Here is an 18387-nt window from a genome sequence, read left to right on the forward strand (position 1 = left end):
TCAGAGGACATGACGAGCAAGACGGTGGCGCTGGGCACGTGGGCCTGGGGAGACAGCGGCGAGGCGGGCGACGGCTACTTCGGCAGTCAGCTGACCGCGTCCGGCCTGCGAGAGGTCGTCGAGAAGGCACACTCGAACGGACTCGCCACGTGGGATACCGCGGTGGTGTACGGCATGGGCCGCTCGGAGACAGTCCTCGCTCAGGCGCTAAAGGGTTACGCCCGCAGCGAGTACCAGCTGTCGACGAAGTTCACCCCGCAGATCGCGGGCGACGGCGACGATCCGGTCGCGGACATGCTGGAGCAGAGCCTCGACCGGTTGGGCACGGACTACGTCGATCTGTACTGGATCCACAACCCGGCCGACGTGGCCCGCTGGACGCCGCTGCTGATCCCGCTGCTGCGGAGCGGCAAGATCAAGCACGTCGGCGTCTCGAACCACAATCTGAAGGAGATCGCTCTCGCCGACGAGATCCTCGGAGAGGCAGGCTTCCGGGTGGAGGCGGTCCAGAACCACTACAGCCTCCTGTACCGGAGCTCCGAGCGCGCGGGCATTCTCGAGCACTGCCGCGAGCACGACGTGCGGTTCTTTTCCTACATGGTCCTCGAACAAGGGGCGCTGACCGGCAAATACAGCCCGGCCCGTCCGTTGCCGGAGGGCACCAGCCGGGCGGCCGTCTACAACGGCATTCTGCCCCAGCTTCAAGCGCTCACGGACAGGATGGGAGCGATCGGCGAGGACCGGGGCGCGTCCGCCGCCGACGTCGCCACCGCCTGGGCCATCGCCAAGGGGACCACGCCGATCATCGGGGTCACGAACGCGAGCTACGTCGACGGGCTGGTCCGCGCTCAAGGCATCGCGCTCGCCGACGACGAGATCGCGGAGCTGGAGTCGCTGGCGGAGGCGGCGGACGTCGACACGCGCGGCAGCTGGGAGCATGAGATGTAGACAGCCGGTCCGAACGACTTCACGGTAGCGCCAGCGCTACCGTGAAGTTGGGGGTTCAAGGCATGTTGACGGACGCCGCCGGTTTCTAGTGTCGTCGGCATGGAAATGGAAGCTACCCGCAGCCGCCAGGCCGGCGGCCCGGTCGTCACCACCCTGCTCGGCCTGTTCTTCGTCGCCGGGGCCGCGACGAACTCGATCGGCGGTTTCACCGGACTGGACACCATGTTCCGGATGACCTCCGACGGGATCGCCGTGGCGTGTCTGCTGGTCCTGATCGTGCGCTTCGCCGCGCGCCGCAAGGACTGACGCCCGTGGTGACCGCTGTACCGCTGGCGCTGGCCGCGTCGCTGCTCGCGCCCGCGGCGCCGACCGCCGCTGCCCCGGACCCGGTTAGCACGCTCGCACGGGACATCGTCTCGTCCGGCGCGACCGGCGTGCAGATCCGGACAGTCCACAACGGACACTCTCGCACGGTGGCCGCCGGAGTGTCCGAACTGGACTCTCGGAGGCCGGTCTCGCCGACTGGCCGTTTCCGGATCGGCAGCGCGACCAAGATGTTCACGTCCACCGTGGTCCTGCAACTCGTCGCCGAACACCGGCTGCGGCTCGACGCTCCCGTCGAGCGGTATCTGCCCGGGCTCCTGCCGCACGGCAACGAGATCACCGTGCGGATGCTCCTGCAGCACACCAGCGGGCTCTACGACTACACCGAATCTCTCCCGCTGCTCGGGTCCGGACTGGAGAAGATCCGGTACCAGCACCATTCGCCGGAGTCGATGGTCGCGATCTCGACCGCGCGGCCGCTCGATTTCCCGCCTGGCAGCAAACATTCCTACTCCAACACCAATTTCATCGTGCTGGGGATGCTGATCGAGCGGACCACCGGGCATGCTTGGGGCGACGAGGCGGCGAAGCGCATCCTGGCACCGCTCGGACTGCACCATACGTCGGTTCCCGGCGACCGCACCGGCATCCCGGGTCCGCACGCGCACGGGTACCAGGAGATGGACGGGAAACTCGTCGACGTCACCGAACTGAACCCGAGCGTCGCCGGGGCGGCCGGCGAGATCATTTCCACCACGGCTGACCTGGACAAGTTCGTCCGCGCGCTGGCGGCGGGACGGCTGGTGCCGCCGGACCTCCTGGCACAGATGACCACCCCGCGTTCCGCGACCGAGCAGTACGGGCTCGGAGTGCGAACCCCGACCACCGCGTGCGGAGTGCGCGTGTTCGGGCATACCGGCGGGATTCCCGGGTTCCAGACCGTCGCGTTCACCAGCCCGGACGGGACACGGCGCGTCGAAGCTTCGGTGACTTTGGGGCGGGGCCCCGATTTCGACTGGACTCGCGCCGTGCTCGACAAAGTCTTTTGCCACTGAATGCCCACACTGAACGAGGAAACCAATGCTTACCACTATGCCTTTCGTCCTGACCGCTGCCCTGCTCGCTCCCTCCGCACCGACCGCGGCTGACCCCCTTCGCACCGTCGCGCAGGAAACGGTCGCGGCCGGCGCGACCGGCGTGCAGATCCGTTCAGTCCACGACGGACACTCTCGTACCGTGTCCGCCGGAGTGTCCGAATTGGACTCCCGAAAGCCGGTCTCGCCCACCGGCCGGTTCCGGATCGGCAGCACGACCAAGTCGTTCGTGGCCACTGTGGTCCTGCAACTCGTCGCCGAACACCGGCTCGGGCTGGACACCCCGGTGGAGAAGTACCTGCCCGGACTCCTGCCGCAGGGCAACGAGATCACCGTGCGGATGCTCCTGCAGCACACCAGCGGGCTCTACAACTATCTCCGGACGATCTCGCTGAAGGGCACCGACCTGGAGAAAATCCGTTACCAGCACCATTCGCCGGAGTCGCTGGTGGCCATCGCGACCGCGCGGCCGCTCGATTTCCCGCCGGGCAGCAAGTTCTCGTATTCCAACACCAACTACGTCGTGCTCGGCATGCTCGTCGAACGGGCCACCGGGCATGCGTGGGGCGACGAGGCGGCCAAGCGGATCCTGCGCCCGCTCGGCATGCACCAGACGGTGATTCCCGGCGACCGCACCCGGATTCCCGGCCGGCACGCACACGGGTACCAGGAAATGAACGGGCAGCTGGCCGACGTCACCGAACTGAACCCCAGCATCGCCGGCGCCTCGGGCGAGATGATCTCCACCACCGCGGACCTGGACAAATTCGTCCAGGCGCTCGCGGCGGGGCGGCTGGTGCCCCCGGCACTGCTGAAGCAGATGACCGCCCCGCGATCGGCGGCCGAGGAGTACGGGCTGGGGTTGCAGATCCGGACCACGCCGTGCGGGATCCCGGTTTTCGGGCACACCGGCGGGATTCCCGGATACGGGACGATCGCGTTCACCAGCGCGGACGGGAAGCGCCGGGTGGAAGCGTCGCTGACGCTCGGGCGCGGACCCTCCGATGCCGCCTTCTACTCGTTGATCGACAAGGTGATCTGCGCCTGAGCGAAGCTCGGTCTGGGCCCGGCCGGAGAGCCGGGCTCAGACCGTGGCGACCGCCGCCGCGGGGACATCGCGAGCTTCTCGGACCCCGGCGTCTCGCGGACGGCGCAACCGCTCCACCGTGCCGGGCGTGAAACGATCGAGCGGCACGAGTATTTGAAGGCTCGGTAACGCGATCCAGGATTCCGCCGTCTGTCTTGGTACAGACGAGGAGTGCAGCGATGACCGATTCCCATTCTGGCGGCCCCGCGCCGTGGCCGGGCGCTCCGCCCGCCGCGTTCCCGTGCCCGTACTGCGCACAACCCGTCCCGGCAGGCTCGGTGCGGTGCTGGCGATGCGGAAACCGGCTGGCTCCGGCGGCCACGCCGGGCGAGAACGTCCGGCGGTTCGCCGCCGCGACCGGGCTGGCCGCGGGCGGCGTGCTGGTCGGGGTGTCACCGGTCTTGCCGTGGTTTCAGGTCATGCTGCTGGGGAACGCGAGCCTGTTCGACGTCGCTCGCCTGGCCAGCAGCCGGACCGTGCCGCTCGTCTTCCTTCCCGTCGCGCTGGTGGTCTGCGGGGTCGCCGCGATCGTCTCGGCTGTCGTGCTGCGGGAGGGCGTCGCAGCCCGAGCGACCGGCTTCGTCCTGTTCGGCGTCTCCGGAATCCTGGGCGGATTGCTCCTCGTCAGCCTGTTGAGCGGTCTCGCCAACTCCGGCGGCCTCCTGCATATCGGGCTAGGCCCCTGGGCCAGCGTCATCGGCGCGCTCTTCATGCTCGCCGGCGCAGTGGTGCCGCGGCCTGTAACCCGACCGCCGCGAGCCTCCGGCCATGCCGTCTTCTCCAGCATTGCCTGCGCGGTCGCGATCGTGGTCGCCACGCTGGGATTGACCGCCGCCACCGGCATCGACCGAGCTACCCGCTCCACTGCGGACAGCACGACGGACCCGCCCGCACCGGCCCTGGCCGTTCCCGCGTCGCCGGAACCCGTTCTCCCGGCACCGTCCACCAGCGACCCGCAGCCGAGCAGCGACCCGCAGTCCAGCACCCCGACCTCCACCGCGACCGAGGATTCAGACTCACCGGCTGCCCCGCGCAACACCCTCGCCGACGCCGAAGCGGTCGTCCAGGCGAAGGGATACCGCCCCTATCCAGGCACCTCCTGGGAATCGGCCGACGGCCTGCAGGTCATCCTCGCCACCATCGCCGAGTCGGCCGACGGCTACGCGAACCGGGCCTTCTTCTTCCACGACGGCAAATACCTCGGCACCGACACCTCGGTCGACAGCGCCGGCATCCAGGAAGCGTGGTCCACCGACACCACCATCGCCCTCTCCTACGAGCTCTACAACGCCGAAGACCCGCAGTGCTGCCCCACCGCCAACTCGGCGACGGTCCGCTACCACTGGACCGGAACCCGCCTCGTCCCCCTCGACGCGATACCGCCCGCCGACCCCACCGCGAACTCGAGCCGTCGCTGACCTGAAGCTCAGCGACGACCTTCGGCTCGGTCGCGCACTCGCTCCGGCAGCTTCGGATCGGCGCGTTTCCGAAGGAGATCCTCGATCATCGCCTCCAGCACCGCAGGATTCCCGTCGTCCACGCCGAGGATCACCTGGCTGAACTCCAGACCGTAACGGCCCACGACAGCGAAGTCGCGACTCGGCCCGCCGTGAGCAGGCCCGCCGGATCCAGCAAACTCGTCCGTTGCGGGATCGCCACCGCGCGGAGATAGTGCTGCGCCTGAGGGCCGTACTCGTCGATGGTGTCCGGAAGAAAATCCCAGACATAGCCGCCAAGATGCGAAGCCGCTTGACCCCCTCCGATCGGCCCGTTTCTCGCCGCGGTCAAGCTTTCCGCGAACTCACGAGCAGGAGGCAGCCGATCGCGACCGCCGTCACGAGACCGGCGACGAGCAGCTTGGGGTCGAGGCTAGTGGTCGCGGCAGCCTGAGCGACCGGCGGCGCCGCAGCCGACGGCGGAGGGGCCGCCGCCACACCTGGCTGGCTCGGTGCCGCCGAAGTGGCCACTGTGGACGGTGGGGTCGTAGCAGTCGGCACCACAGGAGGCGCTGCCACGGCGGTACGGCTGGGAGCGGCACGCGAAGCGGGTGCGGCGGAAGGCGCCCGAGGTGGAGGCGGCGGCTGGGTGGCCGCCGGCTGGACGATGACCTGCGCTCGCATGTCCGGGTGCACCGAGCAGTAGTAGGAGTAAGTGCCGGGGGTGCGGAAGGTGTAGTTCCAGCTTTGGCCCTGGGACAGCTGCGGGCTGCGGAACGCGACGGGCGCGCTGGTGGTGACCACGTCGTGCGGAGCGGTGTCGTGCTGGGTCCACGTCACAGTATCGCCGACGTGCACGGTGATCGACGCGGGCGAGTAGGCGTAGTCCTGCATCATCACGGTCTGGGCCGCCGCCGCGGCCGGAGCCGTCACGGGAGCGGCGAGCGTGAGCAGTACCGCGGCGGCCAGCAGAGCGAGAAAACGTTTCACTGCACGAACTCCCCAGCGAACTCGACGCGGATCGGCCGGCGGACGAGCAGTCGCGCGAACCAGCCAACGGTCCTCAGTGGACGGCGTGGTGGCGGCAATGTCCCGCGCAGCCACAGGATGACGCGATCCGGTCCGGCCTCGCGAAGTTCGCCGCCGAGCACCAGATCGCGCGACGAGTCGCCGAAACCGAGTCGTCCGGCGAACTCGATCGGCGGGCGTTCGGCGATCTCTTCGCCGGTGAACCACACCTCGCCCAGTTCCCGGGTGACCAGCGCGGCCGGAAGCGGGAAGGCGGACCGGAACGACGAACCGTCGATTTCGGCGGTGAGGCTGCTGCCTTCCGGATCGCGGGCGAACGTCGCCCGGCGGACCGTCAATCGCCCGCGCAGCACGGGAATCCCGAGCAGCCGCTGCGTCAGCTCCAGGACGCAGCGGTCGGGCCGGATCCGGTGGGCGGCGTGGGCGGTGTGGTCAGAGGAGTCGGCGGCGCCGGCCGAGGGCAGGAACCGGGTGTCAGTGGGCACGAAGTCCTCCGGGGTCGAGGTGGTCCGGGGCGGGCGCGGCGGCCCGCCCCGGACCGGGTCGGCACGCCTCAGCAGGACGCCTGGTTCAGCAGCGGCGTCAGGACGCTTTCGAGCCAGACGGTGTGCGTTTTGATGTACTGGTCCAGATTCAGCAGGTCAGTGACCTGCTGGCCGGGCGACTCCTCGAGATGCGCGGCCTTGATGTGCGCGATGATCGGCGCGAGCGTGTCGGTGACGACCTTGTCGGCCGAACCGTCGAGCACGGGCTTGAGCACGCTTTCCAGCCAGACGGTGTGCGTTTTGATGTACTGGTCCAGATTCAGCAGATCGGTGACCTGCTGGCCCGGCGGCTCCTCCAGGTGCGCGGCCTTGACGTGGTCGATGATCGGCTGCAGCACACCCTTGGGCACGCAGTTTCCGGGCGGGGCGTCGGTGGGCATCGGCATCGGATGCGTCGGGCTGGACGGCGCGGTCGGAGCCGAGGACGACGACGGCGGGGCGGTCGGCGAAGACGGCGGCGGGGCGGGCGCGCCCTGGACGGTCACGGTCGCCTTCATGTCCGGGTGGATCGAACAGTAGTAGGAGTAGGTGCCCGCCTTGGTGAAGGTGTGCGAGAAGGTGCCGCCGGTCTGCATGGTCGGCGACGTGAATTTCTCCGGCCCGTCGGTGACGACGACGTTGTGCGGCGCGGAAGCGTGGTTGGTCCACGTCACCGTGTCGCCCGCGGAGATGGTCAAGCTGGCCGGCGAGAACTTGTACCCGCTCATCTCGACCGACTTGGCCGAGCCCGCCGCCGGGCCCTCCGCCGCGGCCGGTGCCGCAGCGCCGCCTTGCCGCTGCGCCAGTCCCTGGTAAAGCGGGACCGCGAGCGGGCTCTGCTTGGCCAGCGCCGCGAGGTCGACTTGCGGCGAGGCCGGCGCGGCGACCGGGGCCGTCTGCTGTCCCGTGCGCAAGGTGGTGAGACTGACCAGGGCCAGCGCCAGTGCGACGACCGCGACCGCGATCGGCCACCGGCGCCGGCGAGCCGCCTCGGGCGGGCCTTCCGGCCGCGTTCCGGCGGCGGCAGAGGTGGGTTCCGGGTTGTCCATCAAGGAGATTCCTTTCCGGGGTGGGACGTTCACCGGCCGGGACTGGCGGTGACGAGGAGGCTCGCCGCGAACAGCACCACGACGACGAGCGTGGCTTCCGCGGCGACGGAATAGACGAAGGGACGGACCGCGCCGGCGTCTCCGCGCAGCACCACCGCGAAGTCGAGCCGGCGCGCGACCCAGCTTTTGCTGGCCTGGGCGAAGAGCAGCACTACCGCGAGCGCCGCGAGTTTCGTCAGCAGGATCCGGCCGTAGCCGGTGGTGAACACCCGCCCGACGTCGCCGAGCGTCCCGATCGCGAGCACGGCCCCCGCGACGATCACCAGGAGCACCGACGTCAAGGCGAGTTTCGAATAGCGGGGAACGACTTCGGCGAGCTCGCCGGGATCGCGCCGGGACAGCACGCCGAACAGCAGCATCGCGAGCCCGCCGACCCACGCGCAGATTCCCGCCAGGTGCCCGAAATCCGCGAGCTGGCTCAGCAGCGGATGCGCGCTTTCCGCGGAGTGCCCGGTCAGGCCGGTCGTGCGCAGCAGCCCGGCGGCGACCACACCCGCGCCGACCCGCCACGCCACTGAACTCGCGGCCCGGCGGCCGCGTTGCAGCACATCGGCGAGCACCACTCCGGCGAGCACCCACACGAGCGCCTTGGCGAACCAGATCCGGCCGAACTGGCTGTCGAGGACCTGGCCGAGCAGATCCGGATCGACCAGATCCGCCGGGGACCGCTGTGCCACCCACGCGCCCTGCAACCCGAGCCCGGCCACTGTCCCGGCGAACCCGAGCACCCAACCGGTCACCAGCACACCGCGCGCCCGGCGATGGTCCGCTCCAGCGGGCCACAGCAGCGCGAGAAAGAACAGCCCGCCGACGAACAATGCGAGCCCGGAATAGTCCACGCAGCGCGCGAGGACGTACCAGAATTTCGCGGAACCGAGGTCCATGGGCTCAGCCGCCGCTCGACGGAATCGCCGCGGGGGCCGGGGATCCCGCGGGTGGCGCCGGAGCTGCCGGGCAGGAACCGATGAGCGTCGCGAGGAGCCCGTCCGGCCCGGTCACCGCGAGCCCGGTCGTCAGACCGCCGACGAGCGGCAGCCCGCTCACCGTGTCGAGCACCGGCTGGACCGCGCCGGGCCGGCACGTCGGCGTCCCCGTCGGCGGAGGAGTGTCCGGCGGAGTCTGCGGCGGTGTTTCCGGCGGGGCGGGCGGCATCGGAGCACCGGACGGCTGCGGGAGACCCCCGGTCGGCGGCGGGACTTCGCCGGGCGGCATGTCGGCCACCGGAGCCGCTGGAGGTGCGTCGCCCGGCGGGATCCCGCCGGCGGGCATCGGCGGCATCGTCTGCACGGCGCCAGGGGGAGGCAGTTCGCCGTCGGGCAGAACCGGTTGCGGCGCGGGCGCTGCCTGTGCCGGAGGCTGATCCGAAGAGACCGGACCGCTCGCCGCTGTCGTCTTCAACCCGATTCCCGAGGCATACCCCACCACGACCACGACCGCGCCCGCCAGACAGGCCGCGACCACCTGGTCCCGCCGCGGTCCGCGTCCCACTGAAGCCACCACAAGCATTTCCTTCCCCGACGCCTGCCGCCGACCCGGCCGGATCACGACGGGGAGCACCACATCAAACCGCGCGTTTCGGCAGGCGACTGAATCGTGACCGGAGCGTAAAATTGATCTCCGAACAACAACCGGCAAGCAGTGAATTCGCCACCGCGACCGGCAGTGAGAACTATTTAACCTTCCCGTTTCGCCTTCGACCCGCCGCCGACAACGCGGCGCCGAAACCATCTCGTTCCGACACCTGTCCCCTCAGCGAAGCAGGGTTCATGCGACCATCATGCGGGATTTCCGCCCCCGTCCGCCGCCAGCCGGGCCCGCGCGCGCTTCTCGTGCGCGTCCTCGCGGTAATTGCCTTCATTCTCTTGGCAACGTTTTTCCCCACCTCGGCAGCCGAGGCGCACAGCTTTTTGGAATCGAGCACACCCGCGAAGGATTCCGAACTCTCCTCGGCACCCGGGAAAGTAGTGCTCACCTTCAACGAACCGCTGGACCGCGGTTTCACCGAATTGGCCGTACTCGGACCGGACGGCGCGACGCATTGGGAGTCGTCGGCCGCCACAGTCGCCGGCCCGACCCTTTCCGCGCCCGTGAAACCACTCGGCCCGGCCGGGAAATACACCGTGGAATACCGCGTCGTGTCCGCCGACGGGCATCCGGTGTCCGGCTCCTATTCCTTCACCCTCGCCAAGGCAGGCAGCGGAGTCGCGCCGCTCGCCGCTCCCCCGCCCGCGACGCAGGCCGCGCACGCCGCACCGGCCGCCGCCAGCAACGAAGCGAGCGGCGGGATACCGGTCTGGGTATGGATCGCCGCGGTCGCGGTGCTGCTGATCGCGGGCGGAATCGTCGCGGCACGCATCAGCCGAGGTCCCGAGCGGGACTGAGCGGACTGTCCGAAATGGGCCTCGGCGCGGCAATTCACCCGCGCGGGCCTCAGGCTGTGCGCACTCGGATACCCGGTGCTGATCACCGCGCTACCGGGACGAAGAATCCGCGCGGTCGAATGCCCGGGTACCTGACCTCACCGGAAGGCTTTGTCCCATGCCGATTCCCGTGTCCGATGCCCTCGACCTGCAAGCAGACGTCGCCGACGGGAAGATCGACGACCTGCGCCGCCCCGGCCGGTACCTGGTGAGCTCGATGCTCGCCGGGGCGTTCATCGGGGTGGCGGTCGTACTGCTGCTTTCCGCGACCGGGCCGCTCAACGCGGCGAGTTCCCCCTGGACCAAAGTGGTCCAGGGGCTGGTGTTCGGAATCGCCCTGACCGCCGTCGTGTTCGCCGGCGCGGAACTGTCCACCGGCAACATGATGACCATGGTCCAGGGCGTCCTGGCCCGGCGCCGCGGCGTCGGCGCGGCGGCCGCGGTCATCGTGGTGTCGTTCGTCGGCAACCTGCTCGGTTCGATCGTGTTCGCGTGGCTCGTCCACGAAGGCGGGGTGCTGTCGATCGGCGGCACCGGCGGCCACGCCGGGCCGGGAGCGGCGTTGCTCGCGAGCCTGGTCAAGACGAAAGCCGCGGAGTCCGCCAGCGCACTGTTCTTCCGCGGTGTGCTGTGCAACTTCCTGGTGTGCCTCGCCGTGTGGATGGCCGCGCGCACGAAGTCGGACGGGGCCAAGCTGGCGCTGATCTTCTGGTGCCTGCTGGCCTTCGTCAGCTCCGGATTCGAGCACGTGGTCGCCAACATGACGACGTTCTCGCTCGGCCTGATGGACGGCGTTCCCGGCGCGACCGTCGGCGAGTTCGGCCGCAACCTGCTGTTCGTGGGCCTGGGCAACCTGGTCGGCGGCGGCGTTCTGGTCGGAGCCGCCTACGCCCTGCTGGGCAAGCGATCCCGCCCGGAACGCCCCGCCGCGGCGCCCGCCCCGGAAGAACTCGCCGCGGCTGGCAGCTGACCGAGCTCCCTCCGACGCTGCGGCAGACGATGAGTCTGTCGCAGCGTCGGCGTTTCCGGAAACGTGTCAGGCCGCCACTGCCCGGCTTTCGTCCGCCGCGCGCGGTGACCCAGTTCTTCAAGCGGCGTCCGGCAAGTCTCGCGCATGGTCAGCACCGCGAGCCCCGCCGCCACCGCCGCCCCGGCGGTCAGACCGGCGACCGGCAGCCAGTTCTTCAAGTCCGCTCCGGCAAGAGCCGCGGCGATCGACGGCGCGAAACCGCCGAGCGCGAAGCCCAGTTGATCGTCATCGTCTGGGGCGCCAACGCGGCGGCCCCTGCACCGCCCGAGCGGCGATGAGCTGCGCCGGATCTCGCGACAACGCACACAGGACGGACGCCGCCGTGAACACCGCGGTGCCCGCGACGAACATGGTGCGCGGTCCGAACACGTCCCCCAGCCTGCCGAACGCGATCAGCAGCGCGGCGAGGACGAGGATGTAGATCACCCACAAGACCTCGTCCAGCGAGGCGCCCATGCTTTCGCTCATGCTCGGGATCGCGACGTTGACCGCCGTCAAATCCAGCAGGGTCAGGAAAAATCCCAGGCTGAGCGTCACCAGCACCGCCCAAGGATTGCCGCGCCAGCGGTTCGTTCGCATTCCTCCCAGACATCCGCGCTCGCCTGAGACGTCCGACGGAAACCGGGTGCCGGGAGCCGCTCATGCTGTCGGCTAGGCTGCCAGCGTCCTAGCCGGACTATCGCGCTAACCCCGCTGCGGGCGCTGGCGTGAGGAGACGATCGTGACGTGCGATCCAGCGTGGCCGGGAGCGGATCTCCCGGCCATGAGGCAATGACAGCCGAAGCAGGCGCAACCTGGAGAGTGGCTCGCAGCTGGCAGCCACTCTCCAGTAAGCCCATTCCTCCGGTCAGGTCAGATGGTCGAATTCACCGCTGACCCACCGGATATGCGCCTCGGCGGAACGATGCACAACGGCCTTTGCCTCTGCGTCGACGGTGTCGCCGCCGAGCGTGTACAACCGGTCGTAGGACCAGCCGTCGAGCCGGTCCACGATCCGCCGGACCACCGCGGCGGACAGCGGGATGTGCTTCGGGAAATTGCGCTGGAACGACACCCAGTTCGGCGCCAGGCCGCCGCTGATCGTGTCGCCGGACAGGATCGTGCCGTCCGGGGTCCGCAGCACCGCGCTGCCCAGCATGTGGCCGCCGACCTGGATCAGCTCGACCCCGGGCACCGGCTCGGCGTGCTCGGTCCAGAACTCGAGCACCGGGTCGGTGCGGCCCAGCCATTCCCGGCCCGCGGCGTTCACCAGCACCGGAATCCGCCCGAACGCGTGACTCCAGCTGACCTGGGCGGCGAACATGTGCGGGTGGCTGGTCGCCACCGCGGCGACCTCGCCGAGCGCCCGGACCGCGGCGAGCGTGTCCGGTTCGATGGAGGTCGGCGGATCCCACAGGACGTTCCCCCGCGCGGTCCGCACGACGAACGACCACTGCCCGATGCCCACCACCGGTTCCCGCCTCAGACTGTGCACCCCGCGGCCGTGATCCCGCTGCCGCACCGCATGCGGTTCGGCGGCGAGCTGTTCGTGAGTGCGCCAGCTCCCGGAATGCGGGCCCAGATCCCCGCGCTCCTCGATGCCGACCTCGCCGCGGTCCATCACGCAGTGCGGGGGCTCCGGGGAGCCGGGCTGCTCGATGCCGCATCGGTCGCAGATCCATAGTGTCATGACCGCGATTCTCAAACCTCTAGATAGCTAGAGGTCAACCGGTCGTCCAGGAACTGCTTTGGACACAAGTGGAAAGCCGTCGATTGTCGAAGCGAGATCAGCCCACAGCGGCGCGCGCAAGCGGAGCAGCAGCTTCGACGACCGACGCAAGTTCGCTCCACTGCCCGCCGTTCAACTGCCGAGAGTCCACCAAATGCTGTTTGCGCTTGCCACGGCTCGTGTTCGCGTACAGGGCAACAGCGGAATCGTACCCACTCGCCGTGAAGTACACCTTTTCGATCTCTCTCCACCCGAGTTCGACGTATCTAGTCCAGGAGCCGCCCTGCTGTCGGTACGCCACCAGCCCGCCCCCGCTCGAAAGTCAAGATCCGATTCGCCGACTTCCTCACCATGCTCGACCCGACCAGCCGCCAGATCCTCGTCCTGCTCAACAGCGGACACACGAACCTCGGAGACGTCACCGACCTCCTCGGCTCGATGCCACGCGCGCCGTGCTGCCGCGTCTTCGCTCGAGACCTGGCTTTGCGCGATTCGGCTGGCAGCGCAAGGAAACTGGCGAGGTCGTGTTCGGCTTAAGGAAGAGGCCCCGGCTGTCCGGTCGGCAGTGACCGTGGCCCAACTCATGAGAACCCGCGCTGCTCCCCGAGTTTCAGCGAGCTCGCTCGGGAGACCATTGCAGCAGGAACCGCAGCGCCTCCTCGCTCGGCGAGTCCGGTTCCGCGGTGTAGGCGACCAGCAGCTGCTCCGGATGAGTGTCCACTGTGAACTGCTGGACGTCGAGTTCGAGCTTCCCGGCCACCGGATGGCGATAGACCTTCGACAGCGCGCGCGGCCCGCGCACCTGGTGATCCGCCCACCACCGCCGGAAATCCGGGTCCCGCACGCTCAGCTCGCCGACCAGCGCGCTCAACGCCGGATCGTGCGGCGTGCGGCCGGCTTCCATCCGCAGCACCGAAACGCACTCGCGCGCGGCACGCGGCCAGTCCGCGTACAACGACCGAAACGATTCGTCCACAAAGGTCAGCCGGATCAGATTTCTTTCGGCCGCCGGCAGCTTCCCGAAATCGGTCAGCAATGCGGCGCTCCCGCGGTTCCAGGCCAGCACGTCCATGCGGCGGTGCAGCACCATGGCCGGAATGTCGCGCATCGTGTCCAGCAACTGCCGCAACCGGGGCGCGACCTCGGGCCGGATCGGGGGCCGCGGCGAGACCGGCGCGACGTCAGCGACCGTGAAGAGGTACGCGCGCTCGTCCGGCGCGAGTTGCAGGGCATCGGCCAGCGCGTCGAGCACCGACCGGGAAACGCGGTTCGTGCGGCCCTGCTCGAGACGCACGATGTAATCGATGCTGAGGTGTGCGAGCTGAGCCAGCTCCTCGCGGCGCAATCCGGGGACACGCCGTCGCCGTCCGTCGTCCGGATACCCGGCCTGCCGCGGATCGAGCGCCGCTCGGCGGGCACGCAGGAAGTCGCCCAGTTCGCTTGCCATGTCACCAGTGTGCAGGGTGGGTCGAACTGCTTGCCTGGTACTGGGGTGCATAGGCGACACTGTCCCTGGTTCGCGGCCCTGGACCGCGCCGAAACTGAAGGCATGCGAAACGACGTCTCCTTCCCCAGCAACAACCTCCGCATCGCCGCCCACCTCTATCTCCCGGACACCCCTGGCCCGCACCCCACCCTGGTCGTCGGGCACCCGGGCACCGGTGTCAAGGAACAGACCGCGGGCTCGTACGCCGAACTGATGGCTGCGCACGGCTATGCCGCTCTCGCCTTCGACGCCGCTTACCAGGGCGAAAGCGAAGGCCTGCCGCGCGGACTCGAAGACCCTGCTCAGCGAGTCGAGGACTTCAAAGCCGCCGTCAGCTACCTGACCAGCCGAGAGGACATCGACGCCGCCCGGATCGGTTTGCTCGGCATCTGCGCGTCCGGCGGCTACTCGCTGACCGCCGCCTCCACCGACCGCCGAGTGCGAGCCGTCGCCACGGTCAGTGCCGCCGATGTCTCCCGCCAGCTGCGCCTGGGCGCCGACGGAACCCAGAACCCGGCGGTGTTCGACGCGATGCTGACCGCTTCCCGCACCGATTCCGGCGGCCTGCCGGTCTTCCCCGCGAACGAACAGGAAGCCCGTGCCGCCGGCCAGCACGCCTACGAGGGCTGGGAGTACTACTGCACCCCGCGTGGCGCGCACCCCCGGTCCGCCAAGACGCTGACCAGTGACAGCATCGACCGGCTCGCGTTCTTCGACGCTTTCGCGCCGCTCTCGCTGCTCGGCCCGCGGCCGCTGCTGATGATCGTAGGCGACCGCGCCGAGACCGCGTGGATGAGCATCGAGGCGTTCCAGCGGGCCACCGGCCCGAAGGAGATGTTCCGAGTCGCCGGAGCGTCCCATGTAGACCTTTACGACCGGCCGGCGGCGGTCGGCGCGGCGGCGGTCGGCGCGGCGGCGGAGAAGCTGGCGGAGTTCTTCGGCAAGCACCTGTGAGCGTGGGGCGGCAGGAGGTTCCCTGCCGCCCCACGAGCCTCAGCCGCGCCAGGGGTTGTCCAGGAAGCGTCGTCGCCACCGGTCACGGACGTCGCCGCCGAGCCGGGTTCGTCGCCGAACTCGCGGACCCGAACGCGAAAGGCGGTTCCGCCCTCGGCCAGCCGGTGCTCCAGACGGGCTTGGTCTTGCGTTTGCCCGTCTCCCGCCAGTGCCGGACGTACCGTTCGGCCGCCTGCGCCTGCCTCGCTAGGCACTCCTGCGGCTGCGTCTTGAAGAGGTCCAGCTCGATCACGACCGAGTTGTGCGGAGGTATTCGAAATACCGCCCCAGCTCCCGCCGCCCGATTTCCAGGGTCAACATCGAGATGTCGACCAAGCTCGCGGATTTCATCGGGCCCGAGCACCTCCGCGAGAGCTTCCGGCCCCGCCGCCGGAACTCGCTCCAAGATCGCCATTGGACCTGGTTTCGCAGTTCAGACCCTATGCAAAGGGAGGGCAGAGTGCGCCGGGCCGGGCTCGAACCGACGGCCACGGGAGGATGAGCCCTCCTGGGCCGAACGGTGTGCTGACCCGCGAAAACGCAGGTCAGCGGTGAGCATGAGCGGCGAAATCCCTTGGGTTGGGGAAGATCCCCCCAATCGGGGATCACAGCCCAGCCTCCACCGTACCCCTCAATCTTCGCCCCCGGCGGGGACCTTCAGCTGCGCTGTCACCCGGAACTGCTCGGCTGCCGCCCGCAGGCCGCTCTCCAGGGCTTCGTTTGCCCCACGGGCTGCCACGCGACCTTGCGACGTCTGCTGGACGACCACTTGGTCGTGGTGTGCGGCCGCCGGAAGACCGGTCGCAAAACTGGGGCGCTCGATATGCTGAGCGATGTCCGCCGGCATGTCCGGTCTCCCCCGGTCCGCCACGATGTCGGCGATCGACGAGATGCGTACGTTCATCGTGCCGAAGGGAGAAGCTCCTTGAGGCACTGCCGCGACCGGCCGCAGCGGGCCGGATTCGCGCGCGTCTCCCGCACCACCCCGATCCGCGGCCTCGACGAACTCCGGCACCGGGGGGCGGTGCGCACGGCCCTCAGCGTCGCCATCACCGGGCCCCGCGGCTCGGTGAACTGGCCGCCCCTCCGGAAGAGGACTGATCGGGCACGAGATCTCGGCTATCCTTGTCAAGGTCCAACTCTCGCAACCGTTCCACGGGGTGGAGGGAATCGGCACGATGAGTTCTTTCTCGGCCAGTACGGAACCGGACATCGAATCCGCGTTGATCGATCTCGACGCGGTCTCTTTCACCGCGTTACGGGAACTGGACAGCGAAGCCTTCCGCCATTCGGCGCACCACGTCGTCGAGCGCACCAGGCATGTGCACGCACGCTACCGGAGCGGGAACGCCACAGGTGGCGAGCGGATCGACTGATGTCACCTCCAGCCGAGGCCGGCCCCGCGTTCCACCGCTTGCCCTGGCGGGATTTCGACGCACTCGCGCGCCTTGACGGCGACGAGGAGATGGCCCGCCGCCTGCGCCGGGCCGAGCGGAGCAGACGCAAGCTCCTGATCCACGCCCTGCTGACCGAGGCCACGAAGATCCCGGACCACTCAGGGCCCTTGCCGCCGCTGGATTCCGCCTGGGAGCTCCTCGGCCGAGCGGAAGCGAGGGAACCGCGCGCGGTCAAACGGATGCTCACCAATCCGTACACCGGGAGCTGGGCGGGCTACACGACTCGCTTGCTGCGCAACGGAATCGACGGCGTCGGTCCTTTGTGGATGCACCTGGGCCACGCGTACGCGATCGCGGCGGCCGCGGCGATCCGGGCGGGGCTGGATTTCGAGACCGCCATCCCGGTGTGGCACGGCAACGCGATGCTCCCGTCCCTCGGCATGGCCAGATTCCCGGGCATCGGCACGTTCGCTTCGGCAGTCGTGCGAGGAGCGGCCGGCCGGTACTCCGTATCGAACGCCGAAACGACGGTCCGCATCCCGGATGCGCCCGATTCCGACGCCCCGGGCTGGTGGGGAATCCGCCAGGTGCGGAGCCAGGTCGGCGCGCACCGGTTTTCGCTGTGGCTCGACGACCTCGACCCGTATCGCGGACTCTACGAGCCGATCCCGCCGGATCGCCTGCCCGGCAAGGACATCGCGGACTGGCAACGGCTGATCGACGAGGCCTGCCGTCTGATCGACGCCCATCTGCCCGGGCTGGCCCGGATCATGCCGGTGGGGCTGGCCACGCTGGTCCCCAAACCGCACGTGCTCTTCCGGAATCCGAGCGCGTCGACCGGCGAGGCTTTCGGCAGCGCGGTGGTCGCCCTTCCCGCCGACGGCGCGGCGCTCGCCGAGACCCTGATCCACGAATTCCAGCACATCGTGCTCGGCGGCCTGCTGCACCTCGTCGAACTGTACGAGCCGGATCCGAGGGAACGGATCTACGTCGCCTGGCGAGACGATCCGCGGCCGTTGAGCGGTGCGCTGCAAGGGGTCTACGCCTTCTTCGGCGCGACGGCCTTCTGGCGGGCGCTCGCCAACGCCGGTCTGACGCCACGGCGCTCGGCCTTCGAATACGCCTATTGGCGCGGCCAAACCTGGCGCACCCTGCAGGTGCTGCGGACGGACTCGACTCTCACCGACGCGGGCCGTCGTTTCCTCGACGGTATCGCGGAACGCCTCGGCCCCTGGCAGGACGAGAGCGTCCCGGCGGAGGCGAGCGAACTGGCCGACGCCGCCGGCCGGGACCATCTCGCAGGCTGGCGCGTCCGTCATCTCCGCCCGAGTCCGGCGCTGGTCACCGCGGTGACGGAAGCGTGGCTGAGCGGCCGTTCACGACCGCCCACCACCCTGCACACCACCGATCTGCCGCCCACACCGGTGCCGGACGGCGCCTGGTCCCCGGCGCGGACCGATCTGATCCGGCTCACCGTCGGTGACGCCGCACCACCGCTCGACCCGGCCGGACGGCCCGCGGTCCCCGGCGCCACCGCCGCCGATTTCGCTTACGCCCGAGGCGAATTCACCGAGGCGGCAGCGGGCTATCGCGCGGAACTCGCCACGGACCCCGACCGTCCGGCCTCGTTGGCCGGGCTCGGCCTCACGCTCTCCGCGCGAGGTCCGGACCCGGCCGCCCGCGCTTTGCTGCGCCGCCCGGAACTCGTCCGCGCGGTGCACCGTCGGTTGCGCACGCTGGCTCCGCCGCCACCGTCGGTGGAGCGGATCGCCGCGTGGATCGGCCAGCTCGTTTCGGGCTGA

21 protein-coding genes are annotated in these 18387 nt (G+C 69.5%); 10 read left to right on the plus strand and 11 right to left on the minus strand.

Annotated elements, in window-relative coordinates:
- Positions 1 to 9 precede the first annotated feature (9 nt).
- From ACZ7OI_RS19925 to ACZ7OI_RS19945, 5 genes are all read left to right on the plus strand, one after another.
- Positions 10 to 948: an aldo/keto reductase gene (locus ACZ7OI_RS19925; protein WP_470265670.1), complete on the plus strand. Its 939-nt coding sequence runs from the start codon at positions 10 to 12 to the stop codon at positions 946 to 948.
- 99 nt (positions 949 to 1047) lie between these two features.
- The gene (locus tag ACZ7OI_RS19930; protein WP_470265671.1) at positions 1048 to 1254 is read left to right on the plus strand and encodes a hypothetical protein; all 207 of its coding nucleotides are present in this window, start codon (positions 1048 to 1050) and stop codon (positions 1252 to 1254) included.
- An 8-nt stretch (positions 1255 to 1262) separates the two neighbouring features.
- On the plus strand, positions 1263 to 2327 hold the full coding sequence (locus tag ACZ7OI_RS19935; RefSeq protein WP_470265672.1) for a serine hydrolase domain-containing protein: 1065 nt from the start codon (positions 1263 to 1265) through the stop codon (positions 2325 to 2327).
- Between the two features lie 37 nt (positions 2328 to 2364).
- Positions 2365 to 3414 (plus strand): serine hydrolase domain-containing protein, encoded by a 1050-nt coding sequence (locus tag ACZ7OI_RS19940; RefSeq protein WP_470265673.1) that lies wholly within the window; start codon positions 2365 to 2367, stop codon positions 3412 to 3414.
- Positions 3415 to 3632: 218 nt separating this feature from the next.
- Complete coding sequence (locus ACZ7OI_RS19945; protein WP_470265674.1) at positions 3633 to 4871, plus strand: LppP/LprE family lipoprotein; 1239 nt, start codon at positions 3633 to 3635, stop codon at positions 4869 to 4871.
- An 8-nt stretch (positions 4872 to 4879) separates the two neighbouring features.
- Here ACZ7OI_RS19945 and ACZ7OI_RS19950 read toward each other — a convergent pair whose 3' ends face one another.
- The 6 genes from ACZ7OI_RS19950 to ACZ7OI_RS19975 form a co-directional block, all read right to left on the minus strand.
- The gene (locus ACZ7OI_RS19950) at positions 4880 to 5035 is read right to left on the minus strand and encodes a hypothetical protein (RefSeq protein ID WP_470265675.1); all 156 of its coding nucleotides are present in this window, start codon (positions 5033 to 5035) and stop codon (positions 4880 to 4882) included.
- 202 nt (positions 5036 to 5237) lie between these two features.
- Complete coding sequence (locus ACZ7OI_RS19955) at positions 5238 to 5879, minus strand: plastocyanin/azurin family copper-binding protein (protein WP_470265676.1); 642 nt, start codon at positions 5877 to 5879, stop codon at positions 5238 to 5240.
- Positions 5876 to 6403: a hypothetical protein gene (locus tag ACZ7OI_RS19960; RefSeq protein WP_470265677.1), complete on the minus strand. Its 528-nt coding sequence runs from the start codon at positions 6401 to 6403 to the stop codon at positions 5876 to 5878. Before ACZ7OI_RS19960 ends, ACZ7OI_RS19955 begins: the two co-directional genes overlap by 4 nt.
- 68 nt (positions 6404 to 6471) lie before the next feature.
- Positions 6472 to 7491: a cupredoxin domain-containing protein gene (locus ACZ7OI_RS19965; protein WP_470265678.1), complete on the minus strand. Its 1020-nt coding sequence runs from the start codon at positions 7489 to 7491 to the stop codon at positions 6472 to 6474.
- Between the two features lie 29 nt (positions 7492 to 7520).
- The gene (locus ACZ7OI_RS19970) at positions 7521 to 8435 is read right to left on the minus strand and encodes a copper resistance D family protein (protein WP_470265679.1); all 915 of its coding nucleotides are present in this window, start codon (positions 8433 to 8435) and stop codon (positions 7521 to 7523) included.
- A 4-nt stretch (positions 8436 to 8439) separates the two neighbouring features.
- Entirely contained in the window at positions 8440 to 9057 is a 618-nt protein-coding gene (locus tag ACZ7OI_RS19975; protein ID WP_470265680.1) for a hypothetical protein, read from the minus strand.
- A 104-nt stretch (positions 9058 to 9161) separates the two neighbouring features.
- Between ACZ7OI_RS19975 and ACZ7OI_RS19980 the strand changes: the two genes are divergently transcribed.
- Positions 9162 to 9932: a copper resistance CopC family protein gene (locus ACZ7OI_RS19980; protein ID WP_470265681.1), complete on the plus strand. Its 771-nt coding sequence runs from the start codon at positions 9162 to 9164 to the stop codon at positions 9930 to 9932.
- 157 nt (positions 9933 to 10089) lie between these two features.
- The gene (locus ACZ7OI_RS19985; protein ID WP_470265682.1) at positions 10090 to 10941 is read left to right on the plus strand and encodes a formate/nitrite transporter family protein; all 852 of its coding nucleotides are present in this window, start codon (positions 10090 to 10092) and stop codon (positions 10939 to 10941) included.
- A gap of 285 nt (positions 10942 to 11226) precedes the next feature.
- Here ACZ7OI_RS19985 and ACZ7OI_RS19990 read toward each other — a convergent pair whose 3' ends face one another.
- The 3 genes from ACZ7OI_RS19990 to ACZ7OI_RS20000 all read right to left on the minus strand — a co-directional run bounded on the left by ACZ7OI_RS19990 (position 11227) and on the right by ACZ7OI_RS20000 (position 14156).
- Complete coding sequence (locus tag ACZ7OI_RS19990; RefSeq protein WP_470265683.1) at positions 11227 to 11580, minus strand: MFS transporter; 354 nt, start codon at positions 11578 to 11580, stop codon at positions 11227 to 11229.
- A 268-nt stretch (positions 11581 to 11848) separates the two neighbouring features.
- Complete coding sequence (locus ACZ7OI_RS19995) at positions 11849 to 12670, minus strand: MBL fold metallo-hydrolase (RefSeq protein ID WP_470265684.1); 822 nt, start codon at positions 12668 to 12670, stop codon at positions 11849 to 11851.
- 649 nt (positions 12671 to 13319) lie between these two features.
- A complete protein-coding gene (locus tag ACZ7OI_RS20000) occupies positions 13320 to 14156 on the minus strand; it encodes a helix-turn-helix transcriptional regulator (RefSeq protein WP_470265685.1) in 837 nt (278 codons plus the stop codon).
- Between the two features lie 102 nt (positions 14157 to 14258).
- On the opposite strand from ACZ7OI_RS20000, the gene ACZ7OI_RS20005 reads away from it, so the two are divergent.
- Positions 14259 to 15149 (plus strand): alpha/beta hydrolase, encoded by an 891-nt coding sequence (locus ACZ7OI_RS20005; protein ID WP_470265686.1) that lies wholly within the window; start codon positions 14259 to 14261, stop codon positions 15147 to 15149.
- 82 nt (positions 15150 to 15231) lie between these two features.
- Here the strand turns inward: ACZ7OI_RS20005 and ACZ7OI_RS20010 are convergent, their stop codons facing one another.
- Both ACZ7OI_RS20010 and ACZ7OI_RS20015 read right to left on the minus strand, forming a co-directional pair.
- On the minus strand, positions 15232 to 15441 hold the full coding sequence (locus ACZ7OI_RS20010) for a hypothetical protein (protein ID WP_470265687.1): 210 nt from the start codon (positions 15439 to 15441) through the stop codon (positions 15232 to 15234).
- Between the two features lie 378 nt (positions 15442 to 15819).
- On the minus strand, positions 15820 to 16092 hold the full coding sequence (locus tag ACZ7OI_RS20015; RefSeq protein WP_470265688.1) for a hypothetical protein: 273 nt from the start codon (positions 16090 to 16092) through the stop codon (positions 15820 to 15822).
- Positions 16093 to 16366: 274 nt separating this feature from the next.
- On the opposite strand from ACZ7OI_RS20015, the gene ACZ7OI_RS20020 reads away from it, so the two are divergent.
- Both ACZ7OI_RS20020 and ACZ7OI_RS20025 read left to right on the plus strand, forming a co-directional pair.
- Complete coding sequence (locus ACZ7OI_RS20020) at positions 16367 to 16564, plus strand: hypothetical protein (protein ID WP_470265689.1); 198 nt, start codon at positions 16367 to 16369, stop codon at positions 16562 to 16564.
- Positions 16564 to 18387, plus strand: a complete 1824-nt coding sequence (locus ACZ7OI_RS20025; protein ID WP_470265690.1) for an HEXXH motif domain-containing protein — start codon at positions 16564 to 16566, stop codon at positions 18385 to 18387. The genes ACZ7OI_RS20020 and ACZ7OI_RS20025 overlap by 1 nt, the downstream gene beginning before the upstream one ends.

The sequence above is a fragment of the Amycolatopsis sp. NPDC114503 genome (assembly GCF_055633655.1).

Bases quoted from the DNA above. Each gene is read 5' to 3' on its own strand.
- ACZ7OI_RS19925 (WP_470265670.1), top strand. From the start codon at position 10: ATGACGAGCAAGACGGTGGCGCTGGGCACGTGGGCCTGGGGAGACAGC.
- ACZ7OI_RS19930 (WP_470265671.1), top strand. From the start codon at position 1,048: ATGGAAATGGAAGCTACCCGCAGCCGCCAGGCCGGCGGCCCGGTCGTC.
- ACZ7OI_RS19940 (WP_470265673.1), top strand. From the start codon at position 2,365: ATGCCTTTCGTCCTGACCGCTGCCCTGCTCGCTCCCTCCGCACCGACC.
- ACZ7OI_RS19945 (WP_470265674.1), top strand. From the start codon at position 3,633: ATGACCGATTCCCATTCTGGCGGCCCCGCGCCGTGGCCGGGCGCTCCG.
- ACZ7OI_RS19965 (WP_470265678.1), bottom strand. From the start codon at position 7,491: ATGGACAACCCGGAACCCACCTCTGCCGCCGCCGGAACGCGGCCGGAA.
- ACZ7OI_RS19970 (WP_470265679.1), bottom strand. From the start codon at position 8,435: ATGGACCTCGGTTCCGCGAAATTCTGGTACGTCCTCGCGCGCTGCGTG.
- ACZ7OI_RS19975 (WP_470265680.1), bottom strand. From the start codon at position 9,057: ATGCTTGTGGTGGCTTCAGTGGGACGCGGACCGCGGCGGGACCAGGTG.
- ACZ7OI_RS19985 (WP_470265682.1), top strand. From the start codon at position 10,090: ATGCCGATTCCCGTGTCCGATGCCCTCGACCTGCAAGCAGACGTCGCC.
- ACZ7OI_RS19990 (WP_470265683.1), bottom strand. From the start codon at position 11,580: ATGCGAACGAACCGCTGGCGCGGCAATCCTTGGGCGGTGCTGGTGACG.
- ACZ7OI_RS19995 (WP_470265684.1), bottom strand. From the start codon at position 12,670: ATGACACTATGGATCTGCGACCGATGCGGCATCGAGCAGCCCGGCTCC.
- ACZ7OI_RS20000 (WP_470265685.1), bottom strand. From the start codon at position 14,156: ATGGCAAGCGAACTGGGCGACTTCCTGCGTGCCCGCCGAGCGGCGCTC.
- ACZ7OI_RS20005 (WP_470265686.1), top strand. From the start codon at position 14,259: ATGCGAAACGACGTCTCCTTCCCCAGCAACAACCTCCGCATCGCCGCC.
- ACZ7OI_RS20015 (WP_470265688.1), bottom strand. From the start codon at position 16,092: ATGAACGTACGCATCTCGTCGATCGCCGACATCGTGGCGGACCGGGGG.
- ACZ7OI_RS20020 (WP_470265689.1), top strand. From the start codon at position 16,367: ATGAGTTCTTTCTCGGCCAGTACGGAACCGGACATCGAATCCGCGTTG.
- ACZ7OI_RS20025 (WP_470265690.1), top strand. From the start codon at position 16,564: ATGTCACCTCCAGCCGAGGCCGGCCCCGCGTTCCACCGCTTGCCCTGG.